Genomic DNA, 24462 nt, shown 5'->3' with positions numbered 1-24462 from the left:
AGGTATGGAAACTATCTAAAGAGTGTCCAAACCTATGAGTCCCCGGTGAAGGTCTCTGATGCCATGGAGGAGAACTCTAAAAACCTTCGCGGTTCCGCACCGAAACCTTTTTAAAAGCTCCGTGGGGTTTAGCTTATGGTGACACCACGCCCCGGTGGTGTAGCCCGGTCAAACATGCGGGCCTTTCGAGCCCGCGCCCCGGGTTCAAATCCCGGCCGGGGCACCAAAATTCTCCGCGCTTTTATGATGTTCGCCCTGCAATTAATGCTATTGTGTGGGCACTCGCTTCTCAAGCCTCAGCGTTTAATTAAACGTGCCATGACGAATGCCATGAGTCATATACCTACCGGTATGTTCTGTCATAACATCCAGCGTTCAGGAGAGATGTTGTCCCGTAATGTTTATTAATGATGAATGTGGCATTACATAATGGTCCAATGTATACTATAATTGAGTGGTGGTCAATGTGACCCCCGTTAGAATTGACGTTGAGTCTATGGCCGAGGCTCTACCTCGAATTTCGAAACTCCTGGAGGGCGTGGGTGGGAAGGTTGAAGCTGTGGATAGAATCCCCAAGGGCCTCGTTTATGCCCAGTGCTCCCTTCGATGGGAGGATTTGCCGCGGGTTCTTCTCGGACTGGCGTCCATTCTCGATGAGCCACACGAACTTCCCATAGTGGAGGAAGATAGGATCCATACTGCGTTTGTGAAAAAGACGGAAAGCGGCGTCCCTATGAGTCTCCTGAGGATACACAGGACCCCCTTCACCCCCGAGAGCACCAGCGTCTACGTCCCCCTGGAAGTATGGGAATGGGGCGATTTAGTGCAACTTTTCCATGAGGTGCTCTCAATGATGCCGGAGTTTGAGAGTGTTGGGAACGTGAGTGTCCACGGGGACGACCATCTGCACATCACGGGAAGCGTCGAGGTGAGAGATGGCTACGTTCTTAGGGACATGGGCAGGTCAAGGCTTGAACTCAATGCGGAGGTCATCGTGGGGGGCTACGTTGAAATTAACTTCCTTCAGCTCGTGCTAACTTCCGGGGATGAAAAGGCTTATATCCTGCACTTCAAACCCTATCCTGATGCCGATGATTGGGATAAGGGTGCCCCGCGGGGAGGGAGAAAGGACAAGGCGCCTCCTGCTGGAGAGGGGATTGCTGCTCAGAGATTATCGCATTATCCGGGATGGTGAGTACTTAATTTTCCCGGTTAGCGGGCCCGTTGAGGGGTTTGAGCTTGTTGAGACTGAGTTTGAGAAGACGGGGAAAAGGCCCCACAGCTACCGCGAGGTTGTGAAAGTTCCCGACGAGCGGAGGCCGCTTCTTCCGAGTTCCTTTGACATAATAGGTGACATCGTGATAATTGAGCTGCCGGAGGAGCTGATGCCCTACGGAAAAGCCATTGGTAATGCAATCCTCAGAGTCCACCGCCACATAAAGGCGGTCTTCGCAAAGGGGAGCAAGGTCTCAGGGGAGTACCGTGTTAGGGAGCTAATCCACCTCGCCGGCGAGAAAAGGACTGAAACGCTCCACCGCGAGAACGGGATAAGGCTGAGGCTCGACGTAGCGAGGGTCTACTACACGCCGAGGCTCGCCACCGAGAGAATGAGGGTTTTTGAGAAGACCCAGCCGGGAGAGGTTGTTCTGGACATGTTCGCCGGCGTTGGGCCATACTCGATACTCCTGGCGAAGAAGGCGGAGCTTGTATTTGCCTGTGACATAAACCCCTGGGCGATAAAGTACCTCGAGGAGAACAGGCGGCTCAACAAAGCCTTCAACGTTGTCCCAATCCTCGGAGACGTTAGGAAGGTAGCAGGCAGGGTGAAGGCCGACCGCGTTGTAATGAACCTCCCCAAGTTCGCGGATAGGTTTTTGAGGGAGGCCATGATGAGCGTTAAGCCGGGAGGAGTTGTTCACTACTACGGATTTGGGCCAGAAGAAACCCTGTTTTCGGAGCACGAGGCGAAGATAAAGGCTATAGCGAGGGAGATGGGCTTTAAAGTGGAGTTCCTCGACGAGAGGAAAGTTCGCCCCTACGCGCCGAGGCAGTTCAACATCGCGATAGACTTCAGGATTCTTTAAGGGCCTCTTCGAGCTTCGGCTCCGCCAGATTTATCGCTCCCTTAACGTCCCCTATGCCGAGGTCTTCGAGAACGCCCATTGGAGCGGGAATTGCCCTTTCCCTCGGCCTCTCCACGATCCACTCTATCTCATCTCCCGGTTCCACTTCCAGGCCCTCCGCCACACCGGGGGGCGTTTCGATAACATACCTCGCGGCCCTCTGGGGAACGTAGAGCCGCCACGGCTTTGCCCTCCTGACGTCCACCACCCTTCTCTCCCCGTTGAGAAAAATCGCGTCTATCTCAGTCAGCATGAAGAACGTATGAATGGAGGCGTTCGCCCTAGTCTCCGCGGGCAGGAGAAAGAGGAGGGCACTCTCAACACGGGGCTTCAGCATAAGGCCTCGAAAGCGCTTGAGGAAGGTGTCCGCCACCTCCACCCTGCCGTGCCACACTTTGTTCTTGGTTCTGTTGATGAGCATTCGTACCCCCAATGGAGTAACGCACAATCTTTTTAAACTGTTTTGCATTAAGTGCCCTGGGCGATGGCGTCCGCCCTGGCTTCGAGCCGAACCGCCCGCAAGGGGCTGATGACGCCTGTTCTCCGTCAAAAACTTGGGAGGCGGTAGAATGGGCTCGAAGCTTTACGAACTGGGACGCTACATTAATGTAAAGGGAGTTCTGGACTACATCGAGGAGCGGCGCCACGAGGATGGCGGCTACTGCTTCGTGAGCGTTCTAAACGATACCAACGTTAACGACACCTACTACGCGGTTAAAATCCACGACCTCCTTGGGATGGAGGTTTCGGAGGGAGAAAAGACCATAGACTTCCTTGAAAAGGCGATACAGCCCCAGACCGCGGTCGTTGCCATAGCGATGGCCCTTGAGGGACTCGCGATTCTTGGAGCAAAGGACGTCGCGATGGAGCACCTCGACGTAGTTTTCACCAAATACAATCCCTTGGAAAATAAGTTCGCCGTCGGCCTCGGTGGAAGCGAGGAGTTTGGGACGGCAACGCCGCTCGAGGCGACCTACTGGGTGGTCAAGGCCTTCAATGCCATCGGGCATAGGTTCTCCAGCGATGAGAAGGAGGCCATCAGGGCCTTCGTAATGCGCTTTAGGAACGGCAACGGCTTTGGTGTCAAGCAGCCGACGACGACCATGACGTATCAGGCCCTCTTCACGCTCCGTGCCCTCGGTTACAGGCCCCCTAAGAGCCCCCACTTTGGGAGCTGTGAGCTGTGCCCCATGGGAGGGTTCACGGAGGTTCCCTACAGCCTCCCGCCGTATCTGGAGCCGACCTTCTACGCCGTGAGGGCCCTTGAACTCCAGGGCGAGAGGGCTTCATGCCCAACGGATCACATCCGCTTCATTAAAGCCCTTCAGAACTCCAACGGCGGCTTCAGACGCTCTTTAGAGCTCGGCATTTCAAACTTCCAGAACACGTACCGGGCGCTGGCGGTAGTGGACTCGATGATTAAGTACCTCTAGTGGTTCCCATGGATTTGGTGGGCATATACCTTCGGGAGGCCTTCGAGGGCGAGGGTTGTCCAATCTGCAGAATCCTCCAGAGGTTTGAGGAGGGAGAGATAGGGACGATACTCTACGAGCACGTCAACGATCCGGCCGTCCGGGAGCGCTTTAAGGCCAGCCTCGGCCTTTGCCCCTACCACGCCTGGAGGCTCTTTGAGATAGCGTCTTCCAATCCGCTCTACGGCGGCCTGGGCGTTGCCATAATCTACGAGCACATGCTAAGAACATATTTGAAATCCTTCAACGAGGCGACCGGGGAGGGAAGATGCCACCTATGCTCCCTCGTCGAGGAGAAGGAGAGGCTGATCGTTACAGCGATCGCGGAGAGAATGGACGAACTCCTGCCTGTTTACAGGAATTCCAGGGCGGTTCTCTGCAAGAGGCACTACGAGCTTCTGCTCGGAGAGCTGGAAAAGAGGAACCCCGCGTTCGTCGATCAGTTGAAGGAAACCCGGAGGAAGAAACTGGAAAACCTGAGGAATCTCCTGGAAAGGTTCATCGAGAACTCTGACTACCGCTCCGAGAGGGGTCCCAGTGTGGAAGAGAGCAGGGCGATAAGGTTCTCGATAGAAGCCCTCAAAGGTCTCCCGCTGGGAATAAACATTACGAACTTCGATGCAAAGGCAAAGGGGAGAAAGAGGGGGATACGACTTGGCTGGAAAGTTTAAACTCCAAGTTTCTTTAGAGGAGCTCGGGAGACTCAGGCGGGAGCGGAAAAAGCTTGGGGAGAGACTTGAGAGTCTCGACCTCCTCGAAGAAACGCTCAGGGTTCTTAGATACCGCTACCTCGCCGAGAGGGTGAAAGAGCTTGAGCACAGGCTGGGGGAGATGGAAGAGCACTACCGCTCCCTGGTGGAGTTCGAAAGAACCGCAGAGGAGGACAAGAGGTGGCTGATGAAGGTACGGGGTGAGATAAGCAGGGAGAACCACGAACTAGAGGGGGAGGTGATGGAGCTTGAAGGTAATCGTTAGCTCCGGGAAGAGGTGGGAGCGGAAGGTAACCGTTGATATCCCAGAAGGACTGTTTTTGAGAATTGAACGGCTGGCCGGTAAGTATGGCTTCAGAACGGAGGAAGCCCTCAAGATACTCCTCACGGGTGATTTTCTGGAGAACTCGGAGGAGATAACCGACGAGAAGCTGGAAGAATTGGAGAAAGAGGTGGAGCAGTTAGAAAGAAGGCTCTACAAACTCGAAGGGAAGTGGTCTCCCCTTAAGTTCAGAACCTACTACCTGGCGATGGACAACCAGAACCTCTCTATACAGCTCTCCGCAATGATTGCCCAGAACAAGCGCCTGAGAGAACAGCTAGGACTTCCGAAGAAGAACTATGAAATGGTTGTCGAAAAGATCCACCACTATCTGAGCTTTGAAAAGGGAACCACCGAGGCAGCCCCCTTCCACAGAGGAAGCAGGGGGAAGATGCATTAGGAACCCAACGTTTTTAACTCTGCCCTCTATGCTAAAGCCTGTGCAGGTATGCGGAAACAGAGGTGGTACAATGAACGCAAGGATAGCCCTCGCGGTGATGGCGGGTGGGGCGCTCGGGGCGCTCGCGAGGTTCTACCTTTCGGGCATACTCCCGGTGTACAAGGAATTCCCCGTAGGAACCCTCCTCGTGAACAGCCTGGCCAGCTTCATCCTAGGCTACCTCTACGGCCTGCTCTTCTGGGGTTTTGACGTCCCCTCAGATTGGAGGGCCTTCTTTGGAACCGGCTTCTGCGGCGCTTTGAGCACTTTCTCGACATTTTCATACGAGACCTTCTCGCTGCTCAGGGAGAAGGAGTACCTGATGGCGGGCCTCAACGTCGCGACAAACGTTATAATAACAATCGCCCTAGTGTTTACGGGCTTCCTCCTTGCCCGGAGGTGAAACCATGGTTGAAGTCGAACACTGGAACACGCTCAGGCTTAAAATTTACATCGGTGAAAACGACCGCTTCGAGGGGAAACCCCTCTACAAGGCGATAGTTGAAAAACTGAGGGGGATGGGCATCGCAGGGGCAACCGTTTACCGCGGTATCTACGGCTTCGGAAAGAAGAGCCGCGTTCACTCCAGCGATGTTATGAGGCTCTCTACGGATTTGCCCGTCATTATAGAGGTCGTGGACAGGGGCTACAAGGTGGAGAAGGCCATCACTGAGATAAAGCCCATGATAAAGGACGGCATGATAACCGTTGAACCGGTCATAGTGGTGTGGGTTGGAACCTCAGAGGAGGTCAAGAAGTTCGAGGAGGACGCCGTTAGGGAGGGGTAGGTCAAAGGGGAAAGCGGAACCGATGCATGAAACCTTCCTTCGGAATAGACCACGCCGATGATATCGGCCCTGAACGGCGAGACTTAAAAGGTAAGCCTCATCCAAACCTCGATTGTTCATACTCCATTGAGGCCGATGAACCAGAATTCTAAAAACGCGGGAATCATTGTGGGCCGGCAACAGAGGCCCGCGTTCATCTTCTCGCGCGGGTGGATGCACCGGCCCTGTGGGCCCCGCGTGAGCACAGCCCCATCACTTGACCCCGAAATGAGGTCAGGGGCGCGGGTTAACGGGGCCCATGAGGAGACGATTGTCCCCTCACTGTCGGCATTTAAAAATATGGAAGAGAGTTTAAAGCTTTTGCCTCTCCTCATCCGAGGCTAATCACCACTATTCCCGCCACGGCCAGGATGAGACCGAGGAGTATGCGGCTGTTAGGGGGCTCCTTGAGGACGATTATGGCCAGGGTGGAGGACACTATGGGGTTTATTGCCGTCACAGGTGTGGCTATCTGGGAGCCTATGGTCGAGACCGCTGCAACGAAGGCGTACTGACCGATGAAGAGGCCGAGTATCCCAGCGCTGGCAAGGATCAGGAGCTCCCTGAGCGTTAGGGACTTCAGATCGCCGGCATAGCGCGGGAGAAAGACGGAAACGCCCACGGCGGCGAAAATCATTCTTATGGCCGCGAGCGTGAACACGTCAATGCTCGATGATAGGTAGTCGAGCAGCGTTATCGCCAGGCTCCAGCTTATGGGGGCGAGGAGCGCGAAGACGAAGCCTTTCCCCTCGATGTGCTCCCTCTCCTCTGCCCGGCGAACTATCAGTATCGCCGAGAACACGAGGAGGGCACCTATGATAACGTTGAGCGTTACGCTCCTCCCCAGGAAGAGGTAAGCCCAGAGGATTGCCCAGAGGGGGTAGGAGGATGTAATTGGAACTGTCCTTGAGACGCCCGCGATTCTGAGGGCGTTGAAGTAGAAGTAGTCCCCTATGACGAAGCCGAACTGGGCTGAGATGAAGGCGATGGTCAGTTGCCGGGCGCTGAGAGAGGTCACATCCCCGACCCTTCCGCCCAGGATTATGACACCTATGTAGAGGAGGGCGACGAAATAGAGGCGTACGATGTTGGCGGTGACGGCTTTTCTGTTCTTCATGCCCATTTTTATGAGAACCGACGCGGTTCCCCACCCGAGCGCTGAGGTTAGGGCGTAGAGTATTCCCGTTATCATTGTCATGTGAGGGGGAGGGAAAATTAAGTTTAAAAACTTAGCGTTTCGATGCCTGGCTAAACGGGAGTTCCCACGTAAATACCGTGCCTCGTGCGCACTATCTTCACCTTTATGAGGTCTCCGACTTCCGCATCGGTGTTTATGACCTCTATGAGCCTGTCGCGGGCCTTTGCAAGCATCTCGCCCTTTATCCTGCCGGGCAGAACAACTTCTGCCTTCACCACCTCCCCAGGACGGAAGGCGAGGGGAATGAACCTCCTCCGCTCCATTCCGAAGTGTGAAGGCTTTAAAACAAGGGGTCTCATGCCCGTCTTCTCCTCAAGGGAGCGCAGCCACGCGTAGAACTCCTTAAAGGGCACGAGCTTAGCTATCGTGGGGTTTCTGCCGAACTTGTAGGGTATGTAGTTCTGAAAGGCAACGGCGGGCCAGCGCCTTCCGGCACCGACCCTCCTCGCGTACTCTATTATTGTCTCCGCCTCGTCGTCGTTGAGGCCGAACACTATGACGGGGGCTATTAGGACGTCTATCCCGCTGTTTACCATGGCCTCTATCATGTCCAGTACGTGTTCAAGGTCGTAGTCCTTCCTCCCGAAGAGGATTTTGGCCTTCTCCGGATCAAGGGAGTGAAGACTGACGTTTGCCCTATCGAGGCCGGCCTCGGCCAGCTCCTCTACCTCTTTGTCCGTGAGCGTCGTGGCGTTGGTCTGGACTGAGATAACGCTGACGCTCTCCCTCTCCCTGAGCCCCTGAACGAGCTCGACCGCGAAGGGGTATATTAAGGGCTCTCCCTGACCGTCGAGGTGCGCCTCAAGTCCCTCCCCCTTGACCTCCGCGACTCTGTCAAACCACTTGAGGAGGTAGTCAACGTCAACTACATAGTCGAGCCGCCTCGTCCTCGAGTAGGGCCCCTCGTCAACGGAGCAGAAGACGCAGCTCAGGTTGCATCCGCTCGAACCCCTCACCTGGATGAGGTTGGTCCCCCTGTCTATTAGACCGAAGGCGTTGTATCCCAGGAGCGGCACATCAAGGCCCTCGTGGATGTAGAGAACGGGCCTTTTGGTGTAGCGGTTGTGGAGCAAACCCCCGAGGTTGCTCTGGATGAAGAAGGCCAGAAACTTCTCGAGTTCTCCCACGTTCGAATCGAGAAGCAGGGCATCTTCCCTAACCTCGAGATCAACGGAGTAACCAAAGCGTTTCTTTATCGCCCGCTTAAGGTCGGCCTTTTTAAAATCGGCGTACAGGCTCTCCCTCCATATCAGCCTGACGTTCTCGCCGTTCTCTTCAAAGCGTGAGTGGGGAAGTCTCAGCTCTATCATGGTTGGCACTTTGGGTAAGCATTTATAAGGTTAATTCCAAAATCAGTGGGGTGGTGACATGGAACTGGAACTCCTACTCCTCCTCGCAAGAGAGGGGGCCATAGGCCAGAAAAAACCATTCACGATGCGGGCCCTTGGGGAGCGGATGGGTACTGCCCCCCAGACCGTGATGAGGAAGCTCGACAACCTTGAGCTTAAGGGGTACGTAACCAGAACCGTCAGGGGCAGAAAGACGTACATAGAGATAACCCCCCAGGGAATACGTTTCCTGAGGGACCTTCACGAGGAACTCTGCCGTGTGCTCCACGGGGACTACATGGTTGGCGAGGTCGTCTCGGGCCTCGGCGAGGGGGCCTACTACATAAACGAGTACAGGGAGAGGATAAAGGAGTACCTCAACTTCGACCCCTACCCGGGGACGCTGAACGTGAAGCTCATCCATCCAAGGACGGTTTTTGACGCCGTGGCCGACCTTGAGCCCATAATAATCCCCGGGTTCGTCAGGGGGGGCAGAACCTTCGGGGACGTTAGGGCCTACCGGGTCAGGGTCAACGGGATAGAGGGTGCGGTGGTCATACCCTCTAGGACGATACATCCGCCTGAGATAGCGGAGATTGTGGCGCCCCTCAACGTTAGGGAGTCCCTCAACCTGAAGGACGGCGATAGGGTGCGCATAGAGGTGGTAAGATGAACCTGCGGGAGGCCCTGGGAGGCCTTGGAGCGGGGGGCGCGTTCATAACTCTGGCGTTCCTCCTGATGGTCTCTTTCTATCCCTCCATCGAGCTCGGAACGTCAGTGGTTGTGTATGGAGTCTCGTTTTTAGCAGGGCTCTTTCTTGGGAGTAGATTGAGACTTGTGAGCTCTGCCATAGCCGTTTTCATGGGGTTTCTCTCGACGGTGGTCCTCTACACCCTGTGGCTCACCGTGGGGTTTAAGCTGAGCGCCTCCCTTGCCCTGGCCGCGGGGGCGGGCCTCGCCCTCATATACTTCCTGCCTACTGGCATCCTGGATGTTCTCCTCACCCCCATGGCGTACTTTGGGGGGTTCATCCTCGGGAACCTACCCTTTGCCCACACAAGGATAGGCGGGATAGAAGGGGCCCTTCAGAGCATAGTGCTCGCCGGGCTCCTTGGAGCGATGGTGGCTATGGGTGCGGCGATATTCCGCTTCGTTGGTGAGGCCTCGAAGGAGGCCCTCCGGCGCTCCCGCTGATACCACTTCTTGTATTTTATTCTATGGGGTGCGAAAATTATTTAAGTAGACATATCCGTGAATACCATGGTGAATGGTTATGAAGATGATCAAGGTCGTTGCCCTCATTATCACCGTCATCGTGGGGGTGCTTGCGGTGGGTGTGGCCTCCCAGGCATCAACAATCGCGGACTACAGCGGGGCATCGCTCTTCACCAACCAGCCCCTCATCGAAAACGCCACGGAGGGAGAGAATCCGGATGTGCTCTACGTTCTCATAATGGCGGACGAGCCCCTTCGCTCGCTTCTCCAGGAGAGAATATCAAAGCTGGCCCGCTCCTACAGTCTAGAGCCCGTGTACGTGCAGATGCCCTCAGAGGAGGACCTTAAAAAGCTCCAGTTCAAGGGGAGATTCCTCGCAGTCTGCGTTGAGCGGCTGGAGAAAAGGCGTGGCATCCTCTCCATGAAGTACAGCGCCGACGCCGTCATCTACTACTCCTCTGCCGGCGACGTTGAGAACTTCGTTGAGACCTACGAAAACAGGAGCGCCGACGTGGAGGAGCTCGCTATGACCCTGAAACAGAGGGGCGCGGAAGAGATTCTGGTGCGCGGTAACATAGGTGTGGCCTACTGGAAAAACCTCAAGGTTTACGTGGGCTACCTCTCCCGCAAACCCAACGACTACCCGTGGCGTGCCATGGCGGAGGAACTCATGAAGGAAATTGAGAGCTTCCTTAAGAACTCATCGGACTGATTCTCTTTTCAAGCATTTTCGTGATTCCCTGTCCGCGAGCTTCAGGGGGGCAGGATAACCGCTATCGAGCGTCATCTCAACGAGCCTCACGGCGTCCTCGAGGGTTACTAGATGCCCCACGCTCACGTAGGCCTTCCCAACCCGGGTGAAGTTCTCCGTGTCCCTGAGGGGTCTCTTCGCTATTCCTATGGTTGGCTTCGAGAGGAGCAGGCCGATGTGTGACGCCAGCCCGTAGCCCCTCGGATGGGCCTTCCCATGTCCCTCAACCATCAGAACGTCGAATTCTTCCCCCCTGAGGGCGAGGAGGATGGGCTTCGTCTCCCGGAGGAAGAAGAACGTGGGGATGTAGGGCGCCCCCACCTCCACCGCGACCCTCTTTGACTTCACCGCCTCACCCAAAAGTAAATCCCAGAGTACGAAGGCGGCGCATGCCCAATCGCCCCTGTAGGCCACATCAACGGCCCCCAAAAAACGGACCTCTCCGAGCGGCCTTTCTTCTACTCGCCCGGAAAGCTTTTCCTGAACCACGGCAAGGCGCTCAAGTTTTTCCTTCGTTATTGAGAACGGCATCAATGCGCTCCTCCAGCCTGCGGTTCACGAGGGCGCGGGTGAGGTCTTCGAGGGTTCTCTCAACAAGCCCCCTCGCCGCGTCAACCTTGCCCCTTATGTTGACGAGTCCCTTGGGATACTCAAGGGTGGAGAGCTCTTCGTACAGGGCTTCCATGAACTCAAAAGTGGCCCTCGCCTCCTCTAGCTCACCCTCCATCAGGCGCAGGAGAACGTGCCGCCTCAACTCCCCCACGAGATCCCCGAGGCCCAGCGCGTAGGAAACGACGTGGACGCCGAGCTCTCCCGGCGAGGGGAAGCTTTCTCCCCGGAGGTAGCTGTGGAGGAGTGAAGCCTCCACGAGTTCCTGCTGCGCCGTCATGACGTAGCCGGCTGAATAGAGGTCGGGATGGTCCCTTAGGAGGGATTTGAGCTTTCTGTTCAACTCCAGGGCCTTCTCTATTCTCCCCTCCGCAACGTCCAGCTCCCCGCGGTGGAGGGCTTTGACCGCATCACCGCTGAGCCTCACGATTTCGCGCGTTAGTTTGAGGGCATCCTCCCTCAGGGCGTCCTTCTCGTCCAGAACGTTTTTTATGAGCACCACAACCTCGTGCAGCTCCATGCTCCCACCCCAAAAAAATCAGCACTCAAGATCGTCATCATCGTTTCCTCAGCTTTGCCGAGCTCATCACTACTCGAGAATCTGCGGAGAAGTATAAAGGCTTTGCCTTGAAAAAATTTAAGGTCAGATGAACCTCGAGCTCCTGACCTTGAGTTCCCCCTTTTCGTGGAGCTCAAGGAGTATCTCGGCCATCCTCTCGCCGGCTTTTCCGTCGCCGAAGGGGTTCCTTGCTAAAGCCATGCCCCTGTAGAAGTCCCCGTCCTCCATGAGGCGGTGAAGGTAACTGAGGGCCCGCTCTCTCTCAAGGCCCACAAGGACGTTTCCCCCGGCTTTGACGGTTTCGGGCCTCTCCGTGTTGTAGCGGAGCGTTAAACAGGGCACGTTGAGTATTATGGCCTCCTCCTGGACCCCACCAGAATCTGTCATCACCACAAAGGCGTTTTTCTCAAGTCTGAGGAAGTCGAGGTAGCCGAGGGGTTTGGTGACGGTGAGGTTCTCGATGGCCTCAACCCTCTCCCAGAGGCCGAACTCCATGAGCCGATTCTTCGTGCGGGGGTGCATCGGATAAACCGCGTGCATGGGCAGACTTTCGAGGATTTCGACGAGTCTGGTAAGGTTCTCCCTGCTGTCTGTGTTCTCGGCGCGGTGCGCTGTAATCAGGATGTAGTTCTTCGGTTTGAGGTTGAGCCTCTCCAGAACGTTGCTCTTCTTCTCCGCAACTTCCGCATTCTGGAGAACGGCATCAACAACCGAGTTCCCGGTAACGTAGACGTTCTCGGTTATGCCCTCGCGCTCGAGGTTCCTCCTGGCCTCCTCCGTGGGGGCAAAAAGGACTTCGCTCGCGTGATCAGCTAAAATTCTGTTTATCTCCTCGGGCATGGTTCTATCGAAGCTCCTTAGGCCGGCCTCGACGTGGGCAACCGGAATCTTCAGCTTGACGCTCGCGAGAGCTCCGGCAAGAACCGTGTTCGTATCACCCTGCACAAGCGTTACATCCGGCTTCTCCTCCATTAAAACTCTCTCGATTTTGATCATCGCCTTACCCGTCTGCTCCGCCTGCGTTCCCGAACCCACCTCAAGGTGGTGGTCTATCGGCGGAAGTTCAAGCTCCTCAAGGAAAATTCTGCTCATCTCGTAGTCGTAGTGCTGTCCCGTGTGAATCAAAAGGGGCTCAACACCCCTCTCAAGGAATGTCCTTACCACAGGAGCCAGCTTGATTATCTCAGGTCTCGTTCCAAAGACGAAGGCCGGCCTCAATACTCACCCCTCCCTACACCCTTGAAGACGAAGTCTCTTGGCGGAACCTCCACCACGTGCCTTCCATCGATGAGGATGCGGTTCCTCATGAGCCTTCCCAGTTCCTCCCAGTCGAGCGATTTGAACTCGGAATGGTCTGTGGCGATGACAGCGGCATCCGCTCCCTTCAGAGCGTCCTCAACGCTCTCCGCGCTCCCACCAACGAAGGGGTCGTAGGTTCTAACCTCCCCCACGTCGTCCTCTATGGCCTCCACGAAGGCCAGAGCTGGGGAATTTCTCGTGTCGTCGCTGTCCCCCTTGTAGGCCAGGCCCAAAACGGCCACGACAGCCTCTTCCGGAGGAATACCCAGGGTTTTAAGGCCATCGAAGAGTAAATCCTTGGTGAAGAGGGGCATGCTGTCGTTTATCTCCCTTGCGAGCTTTATGATGCCGAAATCATCCTTTGCCGGCCAGACGAGGAGGTGCGGGTCCTTGGGGAGGCAGTGGCCGCCCACCCCAATGCCCGGGGTATGGATTTTCACCCTTGGATGGGTGTTGGCCAGCTCAATCGCCTCGAAGACGTCTATACCGTACTGGTGGGCCAGGTAGGCGAACTCGTTCGCTAAAGCGATGTTGACATCGCGGAAGGTGTTCTCCATGAGCTTCACGACCTCGCTGACGGTTGAGTTCGTCTTGAAGGTTTGGCCCTTAACAAAGGAGCGGTAGAGCATCTCAGCAAGCTCTGCACTCCTCTCGTTTATCCCCCCGAATATGCGCGAGTTGTAGACGAGTTCCTTGAAGATCCTCCCCGGCATCACCCTCTCGGGCGCGTGAACCATATAGAAGTCCTCGCCCGCCCTCAAACCACTTATCTCCTCTATGAGCTTTGCCATCTTAACCGTGGTGAGCGGTGGAACGGTGCTCTCGATTATCACGAGAGAGCCCTTTTTCATTGCCTTTGCGACGGTTCTAACGGCGCTCTCAAGGTAGCCAAGGTTGGGAGTCTTATCCTCCTTCAGCGGGGTCTGCACGCAGATTATGTAAACGTCCCTCCCCTCTATATCCCTTGGTTCAGATGTTGGCTTAAGTTTCCCGCTCTCGAGGGCGCGCTGCAGGAGTTCATCAATTCCTGGCTCCACGATGTGGGAGTTGCCGTTTTTGAGCTTCTCAACGACCTCCTTCCTTATCTCGTATCCCGTGACCTCAAAGCCGGAACTCGCAAACATTATCGCCGTGGGAAGCCCTATGTACCCAAGGCCGATTACAGCAATCCTGGCACTCCGGTTCCTGAACTTCTCCTCCATCTTCACTACCTCCTTTTACCAACTCGGGTTGAAGCCCGTTATAAGGCTTTTCGGGGCAACGATTTTTGAAAGGATGTACGCTTTCAGGCAACCGTCTTCACCAAAATTTCGATTTCTCGGACTTTTGGGAGGATATATTTACGATCCCAAAAACCTGAACCCTAATGAAGCCTGGGAAAATCGTTCTAAACGTTAAATCGCGAAAACAACCTTTTTCAGGAGGGTAAAAAGAAGCGCGCAAAACCGTTTTACGGAAACCCTTTTAATGAACAAAATTGGTTATTACACAGGAGGCATAGAAATGAAGGTATGGATAGACATCTCAAACGCACCTCACGCTCACTTCTTCAAGGGTATAATCAGGGAGCTTGAGAAGAGGGGGTACGACCTTCTCGTAACGACGAGGGACTTCGACGGCCTGACTGGCATCCTCGACCTTCTTGGCATAGAATACTACGTCGTGGGGAAGCACGGGGGCTCAACCCTCGAGGGGAAGCTCATAGCGAGCGTTGAGAGACAGGTGAAGCTCACCAACCTGATAATCGAGGAAAAGCCGGACCTAGCTCTCTACAAGCACTCCGTCGAGGCACCGAGGGTCGCCTTCGGCCTCGGGATACCGAGCATAGGCTTCGTTGACAACGAGACCGCTGTGGCTCAAAACAAGCTCATGCTCCCCCTGACGAGGCGCATTCTCTATCCTGAACCTATAGACAAGTACGACCTGATGCGCTGCGGGGCGGACGTTAATTCCCTCCGGCCGGTGAGGGGCTTTGCGGAGCTGGCGCACACCTACGGTTTCGTGCCCTCGAAGGAGCCGCTCAAGGAGCTCGGCATCAGGGAGCACGACTACATAGTTATGAGGCCAGAGCCCATAAAAGCCAACTACTTCAACGGCGACGCCGAGAAGAGCGTCCTCGAGAGGGTCATCCCGATGCTCCCGGACATGCCCATAGTGCTCTTTCCGAGGACTGAAAGCCAGAGGGAGCGCTTCAAGCATTTTGACAACGTGATAATGCCCGAAAAGCCTATGGACAGCCTGAGCCTCCTCTACTACGCCAGCCTGATGATAGGAGCCGGCGGAACGATGAACAGGGAGGCGATAGCGCTTGGGACCCCAACGATCTCTACTTATCCCGGCAAAACGCTCGCCGTCACGCGCTGGATGAGCGAGCTTGGGCTCAAGTTCCACTCCACAGACCCTCTGGCGGTCGCCAAAAGGGCCTACGAGATGCTTAGGGCCAACGGAAAGTACAGAAGCTACATAAGGTACACAGTTTCAAAGCTCGAGAACCCGCTGGAGGCAATACTTCACGAGATAGAGACCTACGAGGCCTACGGAACCTTTGAGGAGGTTGAAGGGGTGGTTAGCCCCTAAATTCCCGCTATTTTTGGGGTTATGTAAGCCTCGACGAACGCCGCCAAGAGGAGCATGGCAACGGAGAGAGCAAAGAGCTTCATGGCCCTGAGGAAGCCCCTCCTGAAGCGCTCTCCCATCGGCCCTTCTCCCCTGATTATCTCTAGGTACCACTCGATTCCACCGAGACCCGCGACACCGAAGGCAGGAATCTCTATGATTCCGTGGGGGACTATGGAGAGGAGGAGAGTGCTCAGGGCCACCCCGTTAAGGTAGCTGTGCTCCACAACGACGCCAACTATGAAGCCGTTGAAAAACAGTATCCCTATTGGCACTATGCCGAAGAGGAAGCCCCCGAGGGCGGACAGAAGGGCCACGCGGGTGTTGTTGAGGAATATGAACGTGAACATCTTGAAGGGATCATTGAGAGCGTCCCCGCCCCTGCCCAGAATCTGCCGGAGGTTCTCAAAGAGGTTCTCGGCCATATGGGGTCTCGCAAGGGTGGCGAGAATCCCAAAGGCTACCCCTATAAGAAAAACGCCCATAAGCGCCCCGAATATTTTACGCCTTGACATGCCATCCCCTCAGCGCGTTTTTAAGTGCTATCTTGAAGTCCTCGACGGTAACGTAGGGCATCTCTCCCTCGAAGTCAACGCGGAAGAAGTCCTCGAGGAGAGCCTCAAGCTCGCCAACAGCGTGCCCCTCGAGCTTTTTTTCGAGCCTCTCCACACTCTCCTCGGGGTACATGAAGAAATCGCCCGTGATCCTGACCCTCTTGGCTACGCCCTCCTTCTCATCAATTTCAATTCTTATGAGGCCCTTTTTGGCCTTGTGCTCTCCAATGTGCCTCATGCCCTCACCGTAATGCCCTTAACGTGAAGGGGGATTTAAACCTTGCCCCCAACCTTTTAAAGGCAAAGGATGAAGGGAGTTCGGTGGTGAAGATGAGCTACCTACAGGTTAAGGAAAACGTCAGGATTATCATCGAGGGAGAGATAAAGCGCCTCGCGGCCGAGAAGGGAGCGGATTGGAATGGAGAGGTAGTCTTTGACGACACGCCGAGCATGGAGCTTGGGGATTTTGCCACGCCCGTGGCCTTTCAGCTGGCGAAGGTCTTCAGGAAGGCCCCGCGCATGATAGCAGAGGAGCTAGTTTCGGCCCTCCAAGACAAGCTGCCGCCCGTTATAGCCAAGGTGGAGGTGGCAGGGCCGGGGTACATAAACTTCTTTCTGGACTACGAAAGCTTTGGAAAGGAGCTCGTTGAAGTCATTCTGAGGGAAGGGGAGCGCTACGGGGAGAGCGATGTCGGGAGGGGAAAAAAGGCCATAGTGGAGCACACTTCCGTCAACCCCACCAAACCCCTTCACATGGGGCACGCGAGAAACTCAATACTCGGCGACACCATGGCCCGCGTCATGAGGGCCCTTGGCTACAACGTGGAGGTTCAGAACTACATTGACGACCTTGGGGTACAGTTCGCACAGGTGTTCTGGGGCTATTTGAACCTCAAGCCCGAGTTCGAACGCATCGTGGCCGAGCTCAAGGAGAAAGGCCTCTCCAAGAGGGAGGTAATAGACCACGCCCTCGGTCTGCTTTACGTCGAGGTTCACAGGAGGATGGAGGAAGACCCGGAGGTCGAGAGGGAGATAAGGGCCCTCATGAAGGAGCTCGAGGAGGGGGAGAGCGAGAGGGCCGAACTCGGAAGAAAGCTCGCCGAGGAGGTTGTGAGGGCCCAGATGGAGACCACTTACCGCCTCGACATAGCCTACGACCTGCTGAGCTGGGAGAGCGATATAGTGAGGAGCGGCATATTCGAGGAGGCCCGGACGCTGATGGAGTCCAGCGAGCACTTCGAGTGGGCGAAGGAGGGCCCATACAAGGGCGCCTTCATAATGAGGCTCTCCAGTCTCTTCCCGGACATGGAGAACCCCGACAAGGTGCTCATAAGGAGCGACGGAACGGCGACCTACACTGGCAAGGACATAGCCTACCACCTCTGGAAGTTCGGCAAGGTGAGTGCCGACATGCTCTATAAACCATGGGACGAGGTGGCATGGACGACCGCGAGGGATGGGAAGAGGAGCGAGCACTTCGGAAGGGCGGACGTTGTCATAAACGTCATAGGCGCGGAGCAGAGGTATCCCCAGAGGGTAGTCGCCTACGCGCTCAAGCTCCTGGGGTTTGAGGATGCCTACCACAACTTCCACCACCTGGCTTACGAGCACGTTGTAAGGCCGGAGGGAAGCTTCAGCGGCAGGAAGGGAACCTGGGTCGGCTTCACGGTTGATGAGGTTCTCGATGAAGCCGTTAAGCGCGCAAGGGCTCTCGTTGAGGAGAAGAACCCAGGGCTGAGCGAGGAGGAGAAGGACGCGATAGCGGAGGTAGTGGGTGTCGGCGCCGTTAGGTACAACATGATTAAGTACTCCCCCGAGAAGGTCATAACCTTCCGCTGGGAAGATGTTCTTAACTTCGAGGGCGAGAGCGCCCCGTACATCCAGTACGCCCACGCACGCTGCGCCTCAATCCTCAGAAAGGGCGGAAACCCCGTGGAGGAGGAGCTCTTTGAGAGGGCGGACTTCTCGGGGATGGAAGCCAAGGAGAAGGAGCTCGTGAAGCTGCTCTCGAAGTTCCCCGAGGTGGTCATGGAGGCGGGGAGAGACATCAAGCCCCACGTGCTGGCAGTCTACGCAAACGAACTGGCGGGGACGTTCAACCGTTTCTACATGGCCCTTCCCGTGCTCAAGGCTGAGGAGGGCATCAGGGAGAGGCGCCTCCTCCTAGTGATGGCCACCAAAGCGGTGCTCAGGAACGTCCTCGGCCTGATGGGGATAAAGGCCCCCGAGGTCATGTGAACTCGGAACTTTTAAATTCCCTTCCTCCTATTTTACCCCGGTGATACCATGCCGAGGATAGCGATAATAGGCGGTTCTGGAGTTTACGACCCCAATCCTTGAGGAGGTAAGGGAAGAGGACGTGGAGACGCCCTATGGAAGGGTAAGGGTCAAGATAGGCACCTACAGGGGGGAGGAGATAGTCTTCCTCGCGAGGCACGGTGAGGGGCACAGCGTGCCGCCCCACAAGATCAACTACAGGGCCAACATATGGGCGCTCCACGAGCTCGGCGTTGAGAGGATTCTCGCCACGGCAGCGGTTGGCTCACTCAACGAGGCCATGAAGCCGGGCGACTTCGTAATACTCGACCAGCTCCTAGACTTCACCGGGAACAGGCCCAAGACGTTCTACGATGGCGAAGAAAGCCCCCACGACAGGAAGTTCGTCGCCCACGTGGACTTCACGGACCCCTACTGCCCGGAGCTCAGAAAGGCTCTCATAACGGCCGCAAAGGAGCTTGGCTTTAGATACCACCCCATGGGAACCTACGCCTGCATGGACGGGCCTCGCTTTGAGACCAGGGCGGAGATAAGGGCCCTTAAGATACTCGGAGCAGACGTCGTGGGGATGACGCAGGTGCCGGAGGCGGTTCTCGCGAGGGAGCTCGAGATGTGCTACGCCACCGTTGCCATAGTCACGAACTTCGCGGCGGGAATAAGCAGGGAGAAGCTCACCCACAGCGAAGTGGTCGAGCTCATGGCCCAGAAGGGGGAGGAGGTCAAGCTGCTCCTCATGAAGGCCATCGAGCACATCCCCAAAGAAAGGCGCTGCTCCTGCAAGGACGCTCTAAAAGGCGCCACGGGGTAGTTCTGTCTCCCAGAGAAATCTCCCGTTTTAAATATTTTCAGAGCCTATTTTTACATGGTGAGACCTATGGAAGACGTGAAGGAACTTAAGGATGTCCTCGAGAGGGTTGAGGGGAAGCTGATAGCGGCTGGGAAGATGTACGGGGCGATGAATTTTGGGGCATGGCTCTCGGTGATGCTCTTCTACTACCTCCTGATGGGGCTCTTCAACGTTTCATGGAAGTTCAGCCTGATATACTGGCCCATCGCCTTTGTGGTGGCCACGAGCTTCACGGCGAGGGTGTGGATGAGGGTCAAGAGGATTGGAAAGGTCACGGGGAAGGAGCTCGAGACCTCAAGAACGGGCGCGGTTCTCGTGGCCCTCTCCTGGACAGCGGGCATAGTCATTGGATGGATCGTGGTTCCAAAGATGAACCTCGGCGTCACCTCGGACGCCAGCATAGCCGTTGGCTTCCTCACCTTCATAACGCTCTCGATATTCGGCATGTGGCTCGTGTTCGCTAAATACGGCGGGGCGGAGCGCGAGATGCTCCCGGCCTTCCTGCTCCCGGCGATGGGCATCCCCTTCGCCAGGGGAATGGAGAGCGGGGCACTCCTGTGGGCGAGCTTTCTCGTGGCGCTGGGCTTTTCGATAACAATCCTCTGGTACATATACTCAGCCTTCAGGGCCATCGAGCGGTGATACTATGGAGAGCATCCGGGCGCTCGCAAAAAACCACGTCCTCGGCAACCCAACGCGGCTCGCCATCATGCTCTACCTTCTGCCCAGGGAGAGGACCCTCTTTAGAGACTTACTCAGCGTCCTTGAGGTAACGCCGGGGAACCTCGACTCCCATCTAAAGGCCCTCGAGAGGGCAGGCTACGTGAAGGTTTACAAGGTCATAGCCGACAGGCCCAGGACGGCCGTCAAAATAACGGAGAAGGGCGCGGAGGAGACGGCAGAGTACATGAGGGCGCTGAAGGATGCGCTTTCGGCCGCTATTTCTCCCCAAGGCTGAAGGGGTATCCCCTTTTCTCAACCATCCAGAGGGCGAGCAAAGCCCCCAGCGTGTCCATGAGGAGGTCGCGGAGCTTGTTGGCGAGGCTCTCGTGGATGAAGCTTATGCTCCCCTCGCTGAGCTTTTCAGCGACTTCCCAGCCGATGGAGAGTGCATAAAAAACCAGGAACCCGTAGAGGATGAGGCGAGGCTTCGAGAACCTTACTCCAAACTCCCCCAGCCCCGAGAGCACCTCCACAACGACGAGCCAGACGACCATGCCGCCGAGAAAGTGGCTTATCATGTCGGCGTTCCTCCAGTCCCTGTGGAAGAGATCGTAGTGGGTGAAGGGGACGTTGACGAGGGAGACGTGGACGGCTATGAATATCGCGAGAAGGGCCATCGTCTTCTCATCGTAAACGGGCGAAAGGAAAGGCCAGAGCTTCTTAGGTGGATTGGGAAGCTTTTTTGGGAGGATGAGGGGGATGGAGAGGCCGAGCATGGCAACGAGGGTTCGATAGATGTGATCCTCCCTGCGGTTGATTATGGCCGTTATGAAGCCGAGAAAGACGATGAAAATTGATGCGAGGATTATCCCGCGCTCTCCCATCGAACCACCGGATAAAATGGGTGAAGGTGGTTAATATCCCTTTTGTTCTCCAATGGAAGTTCTCACGACCACCTCGAAGGCCCTCGCTATGGTCTCCAGAGCCATTGAGGGTCTCGGCTTGTCGAGGGCCTGCTCGTGGATGAAGGGCACGTGTATGAAGCCGGCCCGGGTTTCCATTCCGGCAACGGCTATCGTGTGGAGCGCCGTGAACATCGCGGTATTGCACACGTAGGTTCCCGCGGTGTTAGAGACGGAAGCAGGGATTTTAGCTTCCCTGAGAGCTTTAACGATGGCCTTCACTGGAATGGTGGCGAAATACGCGGCCGGAGCCTCCTCAAAGACGGGCTCGTCCTCGGGCTTGTAGCCCTCGTTATCAGCTATCGCGGAGTCCATAACGTTGATGGCGATGCGCTCGACGGTTATGTTGGGCCTTCCGCCGGCTTGACCTGTTAGAATCACGACGTCCGGCTTCTCCTCGACGATTAGCTTCGGGAGGAGTTCTTTAACACCTCTGAAGGTCACGGGGAGCTGGCGTTTCACCAAGGTTGCTCCGTCTATCTTCTCCGGGAGGACCTTAACGGCTTCCCATGAGGGGTTTATCTCCTCTCCGCCAAATGGCTCGAAACCCGTAATCAGAACCTTCATGGAACCACCGGAAAGGTTATGTTTTAAGGGTTTAAAATCCATGTGGGGGGATGGGATTGGAGTACGATGTCCTTATCATCGGCGGCGGGCCCGTGGGCAACTATCTGGCATACCTGCTCTCGGGGGAATACCGCATTCTTGTGGTGGAGAAGAAGGGCTCTTTTGGAGGGAAAGCTTGCACGGGGATAATAGGAGCCGAAAGCTACGAAATCCTCGGTTTTCCGAAGAGGGCAATTTTAAACGCCTTCAGAGGGGCCACGTTCTACTCCAAGATCCGGAGCTTTGAGATAGCGAGGACAGAGCCCCAGGCATATATGGTTGACAGGAAAACGTTTGAGAAGGAGCTAGCACAGCGAGCAGTAAGGAGGGGCGCAGAGTACTGGATGAGGGCCACTTTCGTGGGTTTCAAGAACGGAAAGGCCGTGATTCAGAGGCCTGGAAGCGTGGAAGAGGTGGAGGCAAGGGTGTACGTTGGCGCGGACGGCATTGACAGCAGGGTGGCGAAGGCCATAGGAGCTAAGAGCGAGGCCGAGTTTCTCCCAGGGTTTGAGATGGAGGTCGTGGGGGACTTTGAGAGAAAGGACTTCGTGGAGGTGTGGGTGAACAGGGAGATGAATCCGGAATTCTTCTTCTGGGTGGCTCCCATTGATGAAGGACTCGCGAGGGTCGGCACGATAGGGAGACTCGAACACCTCTACCGCTTCCTAAGGATGAGGGGGCTCGAACCCTCGAGGGTGGTTGAGTTCAAGGCGGGGAGCGTTGGCCTCGGCCTCAGGAGGCCGTGGGTGAAGGGTAATATAGCCCTCATAGGGGACGCGGCTCTGCAGCTCAAGCCCCTCACAGCGGGAGGGATAGCCTACGGCGCCTTCGCGGCTCATATGCTCAAGAGGGCCCTCGACGAGGGGAAGCTCAAGCTCTACGAAAAGTACACGAAGGACCTCAAGAGGGAGATAGCCTTCGGGCTCAGGGCGAGGAGGGTTTACAGGGCGTTCCCTCAGGAGAAGATTGAGGAGCTCTTCGAGATTCTCGGAAGCAGGGAGGCGATTGAGGTCATAGAACCCACGGCCAGCTTTGACGAGCACGCGAAAACCATAAAAGCCCTCCTGAAACATCCGAAACTGCTCGCAAAGCTCCTCAGGGTTTCACCCACTGTGATCAGAGGGCTGCTGTGAGGTGGGAGAATGGCGACGTGGAGAATGGGCCTCCAGGAAGAGTACCTTAAGGCGATAGCCGAGGGAAGGAAGAGGATAGAGGGAAGGCTCTACGACGAGAAGAGGCAGGGAATAAGGCCTGGTGATACGATAATCTTCGAGAACAAGCTGATGACGGTGGTGAAGGACGTGAGGGTTTACTCCTCCTTCAGGGAGATGCTCGAGAAGGAAGGGCTTGAGAACGTCCTGCCGGGAGTTGAGAGCATTGAGGAGGGGGTTAAGGTCTACAGGCGCTTTTATTCGGAGGAGAAGGAGAGAAAGTACGGTGTCGCTGCCATAGAGGTCGAGCCCGTTGGATGGGTAGGGGAGTCGCTCACTTAAGAAATCTCACGTCGAGGCCAAATTCCCTCAACAATTCGAAATCTCCGTCGAGGGTTATCAAAGGAAGCTCGTTAGCCAGTGAAACGGCGCCTATGAACAGGTCTCTTAGCCCCATCGGATTTCCCTTTTCTCTCAGCTTTTTGTGGAGGTACGCGGCAACTTCCGCGGATTTCCTGTCAAATGGAAGCTCGATTAGGGAATCCAGCCATATAAGCTCCTCCTTTCTTGGGAGACCTACAAGGAGTTCAAAGCGAGTTATTGAAGTTAGGTAGAAGGTGTTGTCCAGTTTAAGCACTTTATCGAGCAGTTCTTCGTTTCTGGCAACCTCAATAATCACGTTCGTATCAAGGACTGCCCCCATTCCTCGAACGCCTCCTCAAGTTCCTTGATGCGCTTTTTAGCCTCTTTATACTCTTCCTCATCGAGGATTCCAGCTATGTGCCTCAGGGCATCGGCGTTACCCTTCCTCTCCCTCAAAAGTTCCCGGAACAGCTCGCTGAAGGATTTATCGCCCTTGATGCGAAGCAGTTCTTTGTAAACGTCATCGGATATCGTGATGGTCTTAACCATCAACATCACCAATACATTGAATGCATGCATCATATTTAAGCATTGTCTTGAGGATGGGCCCAAAAATCATTCAAAACAACGAAAAGAAAACACAAGACAATCATTATCCAAAGATAAAAGAAATTAAGAAACCCCAAGAACCTTCTTGAGGACCTCTAACGCTCCCCTTTCCATTAGAAATGCCTTCCTGATACTCCACAGCTGCGGGAACCCCCTGGACAAGTCATGATTCCAACTCCAGAGGTTTGCCCTAATCTCCTCCAAGTTCTCTGCCCTCCAAGCACCCAACATCAAACTCGTTGCATTTTCATGTAACTCCAAGACTTCCTGCAACGTCCCATTGTCAATTCCCAAGTCTGTTGCATTGTCATAAAGCTCAACGAACTCAGCATGGTCATCAAGGAACCACGTGGTCCACAGGTAGGGAAGCAGAATCCAAGCATCATACGATGACTCACTGCGAGTCTCAGGCAATTTCACAGTAATGCTTACCACTTCACTGACAATCCAGTTCCCGAGGGAGTCATTACCCCAGACTCTGAAGGAGTACTGCCCGTTCACCAGACCGGTCACGTTCAAATACCAGCTGGTATCAGAAGCCTTCTGCATCGTGAGATTCTGACCGTTCCACTCCAGTAGGGCAGTCTCCAGGGGCTGGTCGGCTGTAACGTTCACCAGAACGTAGTCAGTGTTCACCACAGCACCGTCAGCCGGAGTCGGCGGGACGAAGGACAGGACAACTGTTGAATTCACGGTAACAGTTCTAACCTCAGTGTTAAACCAGTTCCCGAGGGAGTCATTACCCCAGACTCTGAAGGAGTACTGCCCGTTCACCAGACCGGTCACGTTCAAATACCAGTTGGTATCGGAGGCTTTCTGCATCGTGAGATTCTGACCGTTCCACTCCAGTAGGGCAGTCTCCAGGGGCTGGTCGGCTGTAACGTTCACCAGAACGTAGTCAGTGTTCACCACAGCACCGTCAGCCGGAGTCGGCGGGACTGAAGGACAGGACAACTGTTGAA

At 55.5% G+C, this 24462-nt stretch carries 30 protein-coding genes, 1 tRNA gene, 2 pseudogenes and 1 riboswitch; of the genes and pseudogenes, 19 read left to right on the top strand and 14 right to left on the bottom strand.

Annotation, left to right across the window (positions count from 1 at the left end; genetic code table 11):
• The first annotated feature begins 148 nt into the window (after positions 1 to 148).
• The 3 genes from PFER_RS03020 (at position 149) to trm5b (ending at position 2084) form a co-directional block, all read left to right on the top strand.
• Positions 149 to 226: transfer RNA gene (locus PFER_RS03020), tRNA-Glu, on the top strand.
• 240 nt (positions 227 to 466) lie between these two features.
• Positions 467 to 1195 (top strand): hypothetical protein, encoded by a 729-nt coding sequence (locus PFER_RS03015; RefSeq protein ID WP_048148635.1) that lies wholly within the window; start codon positions 467 to 469, stop codon positions 1193 to 1195.
• Positions 1092 to 2084, top strand: a complete 993-nt coding sequence (gene trm5b / locus PFER_RS03010; protein ID WP_048148637.1) for a tRNA (guanine(37)-N1)-methyltransferase Trm5b — start codon at positions 1092 to 1094, stop codon at positions 2082 to 2084. Before PFER_RS03015 ends, trm5b begins: the two co-directional genes overlap by 104 nt.
• Here the strand turns inward: trm5b and PFER_RS03005 are convergent.
• Positions 2071 to 2544 carry a DUF192 domain-containing protein gene (locus PFER_RS03005; protein WP_048148633.1) on the bottom strand — a complete coding sequence of 158 codons (474 nt, stop codon included), beginning with the start codon at positions 2542 to 2544 and terminating at the stop codon, positions 2071 to 2073. The genes trm5b and PFER_RS03005 overlap by 14 nt on opposite strands.
• A 50-nt stretch (positions 2545 to 2594) precedes the next feature.
• A riboswitch (Fluoride riboswitch) is annotated at positions 2595 to 2669 on the top strand.
• Between the two features lie 23 nt (positions 2670 to 2692).
• Here PFER_RS03005 and PFER_RS03000 point away from each other — a divergent pair.
• The 6 genes from PFER_RS03000 to PFER_RS02975 all read left to right on the top strand — a co-directional run bounded on the left by PFER_RS03000 (position 2693) and on the right by PFER_RS02975 (position 5854).
• Entirely contained in the window at positions 2693 to 3556 is an 864-nt protein-coding gene (locus tag PFER_RS03000; protein ID WP_048148631.1) for a prenyltransferase/squalene oxidase repeat-containing protein, read from the top strand.
• 8 nt (positions 3557 to 3564) lie between these two features.
• On the top strand, positions 3565 to 4266 hold the full coding sequence (locus tag PFER_RS02995) for a DUF6062 family protein (RefSeq protein ID WP_048148629.1): 702 nt from the start codon (positions 3565 to 3567) through the stop codon (positions 4264 to 4266).
• A complete protein-coding gene (locus tag PFER_RS02990) occupies positions 4250 to 4570 on the top strand; it encodes a hypothetical protein (protein ID WP_084593894.1) in 321 nt (106 codons plus the stop codon). The genes PFER_RS02995 and PFER_RS02990 overlap by 17 nt, the downstream gene beginning before the upstream one ends.
• Positions 4554 to 5027, top strand: coding sequence for a hypothetical protein (locus PFER_RS02985; protein WP_048148625.1), 474 nt, complete (start codon positions 4554 to 4556; stop codon positions 5025 to 5027). The genes PFER_RS02990 and PFER_RS02985 overlap by 17 nt, the downstream gene beginning before the upstream one ends.
• A gap of 70 nt (positions 5028 to 5097) precedes the next feature.
• Positions 5098 to 5469, top strand: a complete 372-nt coding sequence (crcB, locus tag PFER_RS02980) for a fluoride efflux transporter CrcB (RefSeq protein ID WP_048148622.1) — start codon at positions 5098 to 5100, stop codon at positions 5467 to 5469.
• A 4-nt stretch (positions 5470 to 5473) separates the two neighbouring features.
• Entirely contained in the window at positions 5474 to 5854 is a 381-nt protein-coding gene (locus tag PFER_RS02975; RefSeq protein WP_048148620.1) for a DUF190 domain-containing protein, read from the top strand.
• 370 nt (positions 5855 to 6224) lie between these two features.
• Here the strand turns inward: PFER_RS02975 and PFER_RS02965 are convergent, their stop codons facing one another.
• Both PFER_RS02965 and PFER_RS02960 read right to left on the bottom strand, forming a co-directional pair.
• Complete coding sequence (locus PFER_RS02965) at positions 6225 to 7091, bottom strand: DMT family transporter (protein WP_048148616.1); 867 nt, start codon at positions 7089 to 7091, stop codon at positions 6225 to 6227.
• Positions 7092 to 7141: 50 nt separating this feature from the next.
• Positions 7142 to 8401, bottom strand: coding sequence for a radical SAM protein (locus PFER_RS02960; protein WP_048148614.1), 1260 nt, complete (start codon positions 8399 to 8401; stop codon positions 7142 to 7144).
• A 58-nt stretch (positions 8402 to 8459) separates the two neighbouring features.
• Here PFER_RS02960 and PFER_RS02955 point away from each other — a divergent pair, with 58 nt between their 5' ends.
• The 3 genes from PFER_RS02955 to PFER_RS02945 all read left to right on the top strand — a co-directional run bounded on the left by PFER_RS02955 (position 8460) and on the right by PFER_RS02945 (position 10346).
• Positions 8460 to 9092: a DUF120 domain-containing protein gene (locus PFER_RS02955; protein WP_048148612.1), complete on the top strand. Its 633-nt coding sequence runs from the start codon at positions 8460 to 8462 to the stop codon at positions 9090 to 9092.
• Positions 9089 to 9613 (top strand): hypothetical protein, encoded by a 525-nt coding sequence (locus tag PFER_RS02950; RefSeq protein ID WP_048148610.1) that lies wholly within the window; start codon positions 9089 to 9091, stop codon positions 9611 to 9613. The genes PFER_RS02955 and PFER_RS02950 overlap by 4 nt, the downstream gene beginning before the upstream one ends.
• A gap of 73 nt (positions 9614 to 9686) precedes the next feature.
• Positions 9687 to 10346 carry a hypothetical protein gene (locus PFER_RS02945; RefSeq protein ID WP_170218345.1) on the top strand — a complete coding sequence of 220 codons (660 nt, stop codon included), beginning with the start codon at positions 9687 to 9689 and terminating at the stop codon, positions 10344 to 10346.
• Here PFER_RS02945 and PFER_RS02940 read toward each other — a convergent pair.
• The 4 genes from PFER_RS02940 to PFER_RS02925 form a co-directional block, all read right to left on the bottom strand.
• Positions 10335 to 10916, bottom strand: coding sequence for an endonuclease V (locus PFER_RS02940; RefSeq protein ID WP_048148606.1), 582 nt, complete (start codon positions 10914 to 10916; stop codon positions 10335 to 10337). The two genes, PFER_RS02945 and PFER_RS02940, sit on opposite strands and share 12 nt — an antisense overlap.
• Positions 10885 to 11514, bottom strand: a complete 630-nt coding sequence (locus tag PFER_RS02935; RefSeq protein WP_048148604.1) for a translin family protein — start codon at positions 11512 to 11514, stop codon at positions 10885 to 10887. Before PFER_RS02935 ends, PFER_RS02940 begins: the two co-directional genes overlap by 32 nt.
• A 123-nt stretch (positions 11515 to 11637) precedes the next feature.
• On the bottom strand, positions 11638 to 12771 hold the full coding sequence (wecB, locus tag PFER_RS02930; RefSeq protein WP_048148602.1) for a non-hydrolyzing UDP-N-acetylglucosamine 2-epimerase: 1134 nt from the start codon (positions 12769 to 12771) through the stop codon (positions 11638 to 11640).
• Positions 12768 to 14054, bottom strand: a complete 1287-nt coding sequence (locus PFER_RS02925; protein ID WP_048148600.1) for a UDP-N-acetyl-D-mannosamine dehydrogenase — start codon at positions 14052 to 14054, stop codon at positions 12768 to 12770. The genes wecB and PFER_RS02925 overlap by 4 nt, the downstream gene beginning before the upstream one ends.
• A gap of 301 nt (positions 14055 to 14355) precedes the next feature.
• Here PFER_RS02925 and PFER_RS02920 point away from each other — a divergent pair, with 301 nt between their 5' ends.
• On the top strand, positions 14356 to 15429 hold the full coding sequence (locus tag PFER_RS02920; protein ID WP_048148599.1) for a DUF354 domain-containing protein: 1074 nt from the start codon (positions 14356 to 14358) through the stop codon (positions 15427 to 15429).
• On the opposite strand, the gene PFER_RS02915 is transcribed toward PFER_RS02920, so the two are convergent.
• Both PFER_RS02915 and PFER_RS02910 read right to left on the bottom strand, forming a co-directional pair.
• Positions 15426 to 15983 carry a stage II sporulation protein M gene (locus tag PFER_RS02915; protein ID WP_048148598.1) on the bottom strand — a complete coding sequence of 186 codons (558 nt, stop codon included), beginning with the start codon at positions 15981 to 15983 and terminating at the stop codon, positions 15426 to 15428. The two genes, PFER_RS02920 and PFER_RS02915, sit on opposite strands and share 4 nt — an antisense overlap.
• A complete protein-coding gene (locus PFER_RS02910; protein ID WP_048148597.1) occupies positions 15970 to 16260 on the bottom strand; it encodes a lipoate protein ligase C-terminal domain-containing protein in 291 nt (96 codons plus the stop codon). Before PFER_RS02910 ends, PFER_RS02915 begins: the two co-directional genes overlap by 14 nt.
• Before the next feature lie 92 nt (positions 16261 to 16352).
• On the opposite strand from PFER_RS02910, the gene PFER_RS02905 reads away from it, so the two are divergent.
• The 4 genes and pseudogenes from PFER_RS02905 (at position 16353) to PFER_RS02890 (ending at position 20104) form a co-directional block, all read left to right on the top strand.
• Positions 16353 to 18260 carry an arginine--tRNA ligase gene (locus PFER_RS02905; protein WP_048148596.1) on the top strand — a complete coding sequence of 636 codons (1908 nt, stop codon included), beginning with the start codon at positions 16353 to 16355 and terminating at the stop codon, positions 18258 to 18260.
• 48 nt (positions 18261 to 18308) lie between these two features.
• Positions 18309 to 19107 (top strand): annotated as a pseudogene (gene mtnP, locus PFER_RS02900) (S-methyl-5'-thioadenosine phosphorylase).
• A 66-nt stretch (positions 19108 to 19173) separates the two neighbouring features.
• Complete coding sequence (locus tag PFER_RS02895; protein WP_048148595.1) at positions 19174 to 19788, top strand: hypothetical protein; 615 nt, start codon at positions 19174 to 19176, stop codon at positions 19786 to 19788.
• Positions 19789 to 19792: 4 nt separating this feature from the next.
• Positions 19793 to 20104, top strand: a complete 312-nt coding sequence (locus tag PFER_RS02890; protein ID WP_048148594.1) for a transcriptional regulator — start codon at positions 19793 to 19795, stop codon at positions 20102 to 20104.
• Here the strand turns inward: PFER_RS02890 and PFER_RS02885 are convergent.
• Both PFER_RS02885 and pcp read right to left on the bottom strand, forming a co-directional pair.
• Complete coding sequence (locus tag PFER_RS02885) at positions 20085 to 20693, bottom strand: hypothetical protein (protein WP_048148592.1); 609 nt, start codon at positions 20691 to 20693, stop codon at positions 20085 to 20087. The genes PFER_RS02890 and PFER_RS02885 overlap by 20 nt on opposite strands.
• Before the next feature lie 30 nt (positions 20694 to 20723).
• On the bottom strand, positions 20724 to 21338 hold the full coding sequence (pcp, locus tag PFER_RS02880; RefSeq protein WP_048148590.1) for a pyroglutamyl-peptidase I: 615 nt from the start codon (positions 21336 to 21338) through the stop codon (positions 20724 to 20726).
• Positions 21339 to 21394: 56 nt separating this feature from the next.
• Here pcp and PFER_RS02875 point away from each other — a divergent pair, with 56 nt between their 5' ends.
• Together PFER_RS02875 and PFER_RS02870 are read left to right on the top strand one after the other, a co-directional pair.
• On the top strand, positions 21395 to 22510 hold the full coding sequence (locus tag PFER_RS02875) for a geranylgeranyl reductase family protein (protein WP_048148588.1): 1116 nt from the start codon (positions 21395 to 21397) through the stop codon (positions 22508 to 22510).
• 9 nt (positions 22511 to 22519) lie between these two features.
• Positions 22520 to 22870, top strand: a complete 351-nt coding sequence (locus PFER_RS02870; protein ID WP_048148586.1) for an ASCH domain-containing protein — start codon at positions 22520 to 22522, stop codon at positions 22868 to 22870.
• Here PFER_RS02870 and PFER_RS02865 read toward each other — a convergent pair.
• The 3 genes and pseudogenes from PFER_RS02865 to PFER_RS02855 all read right to left on the bottom strand — a co-directional run.
• A complete protein-coding gene (locus tag PFER_RS02865) occupies positions 22863 to 23231 on the bottom strand; it encodes a type II toxin-antitoxin system VapC family toxin (RefSeq protein WP_048148584.1) in 369 nt (122 codons plus the stop codon). The two genes, PFER_RS02870 and PFER_RS02865, sit on opposite strands and share 8 nt — an antisense overlap.
• Positions 23204 to 23440, bottom strand: a complete 237-nt coding sequence (locus PFER_RS02860) for an antitoxin VapB family protein (RefSeq protein WP_048148582.1) — start codon at positions 23438 to 23440, stop codon at positions 23204 to 23206. Before PFER_RS02860 ends, PFER_RS02865 begins: the two co-directional genes overlap by 28 nt.
• A 123-nt stretch (positions 23441 to 23563) precedes the next feature.
• Positions 23564 to 24462 (bottom strand): annotated as a pseudogene (locus tag PFER_RS02855) (hypothetical protein); the annotation flags it as partial.

Source organism: Palaeococcus ferrophilus DSM 13482, assembly GCF_000966265.1.
Lineage (GTDB): Archaea > Methanobacteriota_B > Thermococci > Thermococcales > Thermococcaceae > Palaeococcus > Palaeococcus ferrophilus.
Note: the sequence above shows the minus strand (reverse complement) of the source record. Positions and strands in the feature narration are given on the sequence as shown.

What these genes read in the sequence shown, in the direction of transcription:
- crcB (WP_048148622.1), top strand. Translation starts at nt 5,098, where the DNA reads ATGAACGCAAGGATAGCCCTCGCGGTGATGGCGGGTGGGGCGCTCGGG.
- PFER_RS02945 (WP_170218345.1), top strand. Translation starts at nt 9,687, where the DNA reads ATGGTTATGAAGATGATCAAGGTCGTTGCCCTCATTATCACCGTCATC.
- PFER_RS02950 (WP_048148610.1), top strand. Translation starts at nt 9,089, where the DNA reads ATGAACCTGCGGGAGGCCCTGGGAGGCCTTGGAGCGGGGGGCGCGTTC.
- PFER_RS02870 (WP_048148586.1), top strand. Translation starts at nt 22,520, where the DNA reads ATGGCGACGTGGAGAATGGGCCTCCAGGAAGAGTACCTTAAGGCGATA.
- PFER_RS02995 (WP_048148629.1), top strand. Translation starts at nt 3,565, where the DNA reads ATGGATTTGGTGGGCATATACCTTCGGGAGGCCTTCGAGGGCGAGGGT.
- PFER_RS03000 (WP_048148631.1), top strand. Translation starts at nt 2,693, where the DNA reads ATGGGCTCGAAGCTTTACGAACTGGGACGCTACATTAATGTAAAGGGA.
- pcp (WP_048148590.1), bottom strand. Translation starts at nt 21,338, where the DNA reads ATGAAGGTTCTGATTACGGGTTTCGAGCCATTTGGCGGAGAGGAGATA.
- PFER_RS02955 (WP_048148612.1), top strand. Translation starts at nt 8,460, where the DNA reads ATGGAACTGGAACTCCTACTCCTCCTCGCAAGAGAGGGGGCCATAGGC.
- PFER_RS02935 (WP_048148604.1), bottom strand. Translation starts at nt 11,514, where the DNA reads ATGGAGCTGCACGAGGTTGTGGTGCTCATAAAAAACGTTCTGGACGAG.
- PFER_RS02865 (WP_048148584.1), bottom strand. Translation starts at nt 23,231, where the DNA reads ATGGGGGCAGTCCTTGATACGAACGTGATTATTGAGGTTGCCAGAAAC.
- PFER_RS02885 (WP_048148592.1), bottom strand. Translation starts at nt 20,693, where the DNA reads ATGGGAGAGCGCGGGATAATCCTCGCATCAATTTTCATCGTCTTTCTC.
- PFER_RS02965 (WP_048148616.1), bottom strand. Translation starts at nt 7,091, where the DNA reads ATGACAATGATAACGGGAATACTCTACGCCCTAACCTCAGCGCTCGGG.
- PFER_RS02910 (WP_048148597.1), bottom strand. Translation starts at nt 16,260, where the DNA reads ATGAGGCACATTGGAGAGCACAAGGCCAAAAAGGGCCTCATAAGAATT.
- PFER_RS03005 (WP_048148633.1), bottom strand. Translation starts at nt 2,544, where the DNA reads ATGCTCATCAACAGAACCAAGAACAAAGTGTGGCACGGCAGGGTGGAG.
- PFER_RS02975 (WP_048148620.1), top strand. Translation starts at nt 5,474, where the DNA reads ATGGTTGAAGTCGAACACTGGAACACGCTCAGGCTTAAAATTTACATC.
- PFER_RS02860 (WP_048148582.1), bottom strand. Translation starts at nt 23,440, where the DNA reads ATGGTTAAGACCATCACGATATCCGATGACGTTTACAAAGAACTGCTT.
- PFER_RS02940 (WP_048148606.1), bottom strand. Translation starts at nt 10,916, where the DNA reads ATGCCGTTCTCAATAACGAAGGAAAAACTTGAGCGCCTTGCCGTGGTT.
- PFER_RS02925 (WP_048148600.1), bottom strand. Translation starts at nt 14,054, where the DNA reads ATGGAGGAGAAGTTCAGGAACCGGAGTGCCAGGATTGCTGTAATCGGC.
- PFER_RS02960 (WP_048148614.1), bottom strand. Translation starts at nt 8,401, where the DNA reads ATGATAGAGCTGAGACTTCCCCACTCACGCTTTGAAGAGAACGGCGAG.
- PFER_RS02905 (WP_048148596.1), top strand. Translation starts at nt 16,353, where the DNA reads ATGAGCTACCTACAGGTTAAGGAAAACGTCAGGATTATCATCGAGGGA.
- PFER_RS02890 (WP_048148594.1), top strand. Translation starts at nt 19,793, where the DNA reads ATGGAGAGCATCCGGGCGCTCGCAAAAAACCACGTCCTCGGCAACCCA.
- PFER_RS02895 (WP_048148595.1), top strand. Translation starts at nt 19,174, where the DNA reads ATGGAAGACGTGAAGGAACTTAAGGATGTCCTCGAGAGGGTTGAGGGG.
- PFER_RS02915 (WP_048148598.1), bottom strand. Translation starts at nt 15,983, where the DNA reads ATGTCAAGGCGTAAAATATTCGGGGCGCTTATGGGCGTTTTTCTTATA.
- trm5b (WP_048148637.1), top strand. Translation starts at nt 1,092, where the DNA reads ATGATTGGGATAAGGGTGCCCCGCGGGGAGGGAGAAAGGACAAGGCGC.
- PFER_RS02920 (WP_048148599.1), top strand. Translation starts at nt 14,356, where the DNA reads ATGAAGGTATGGATAGACATCTCAAACGCACCTCACGCTCACTTCTTC.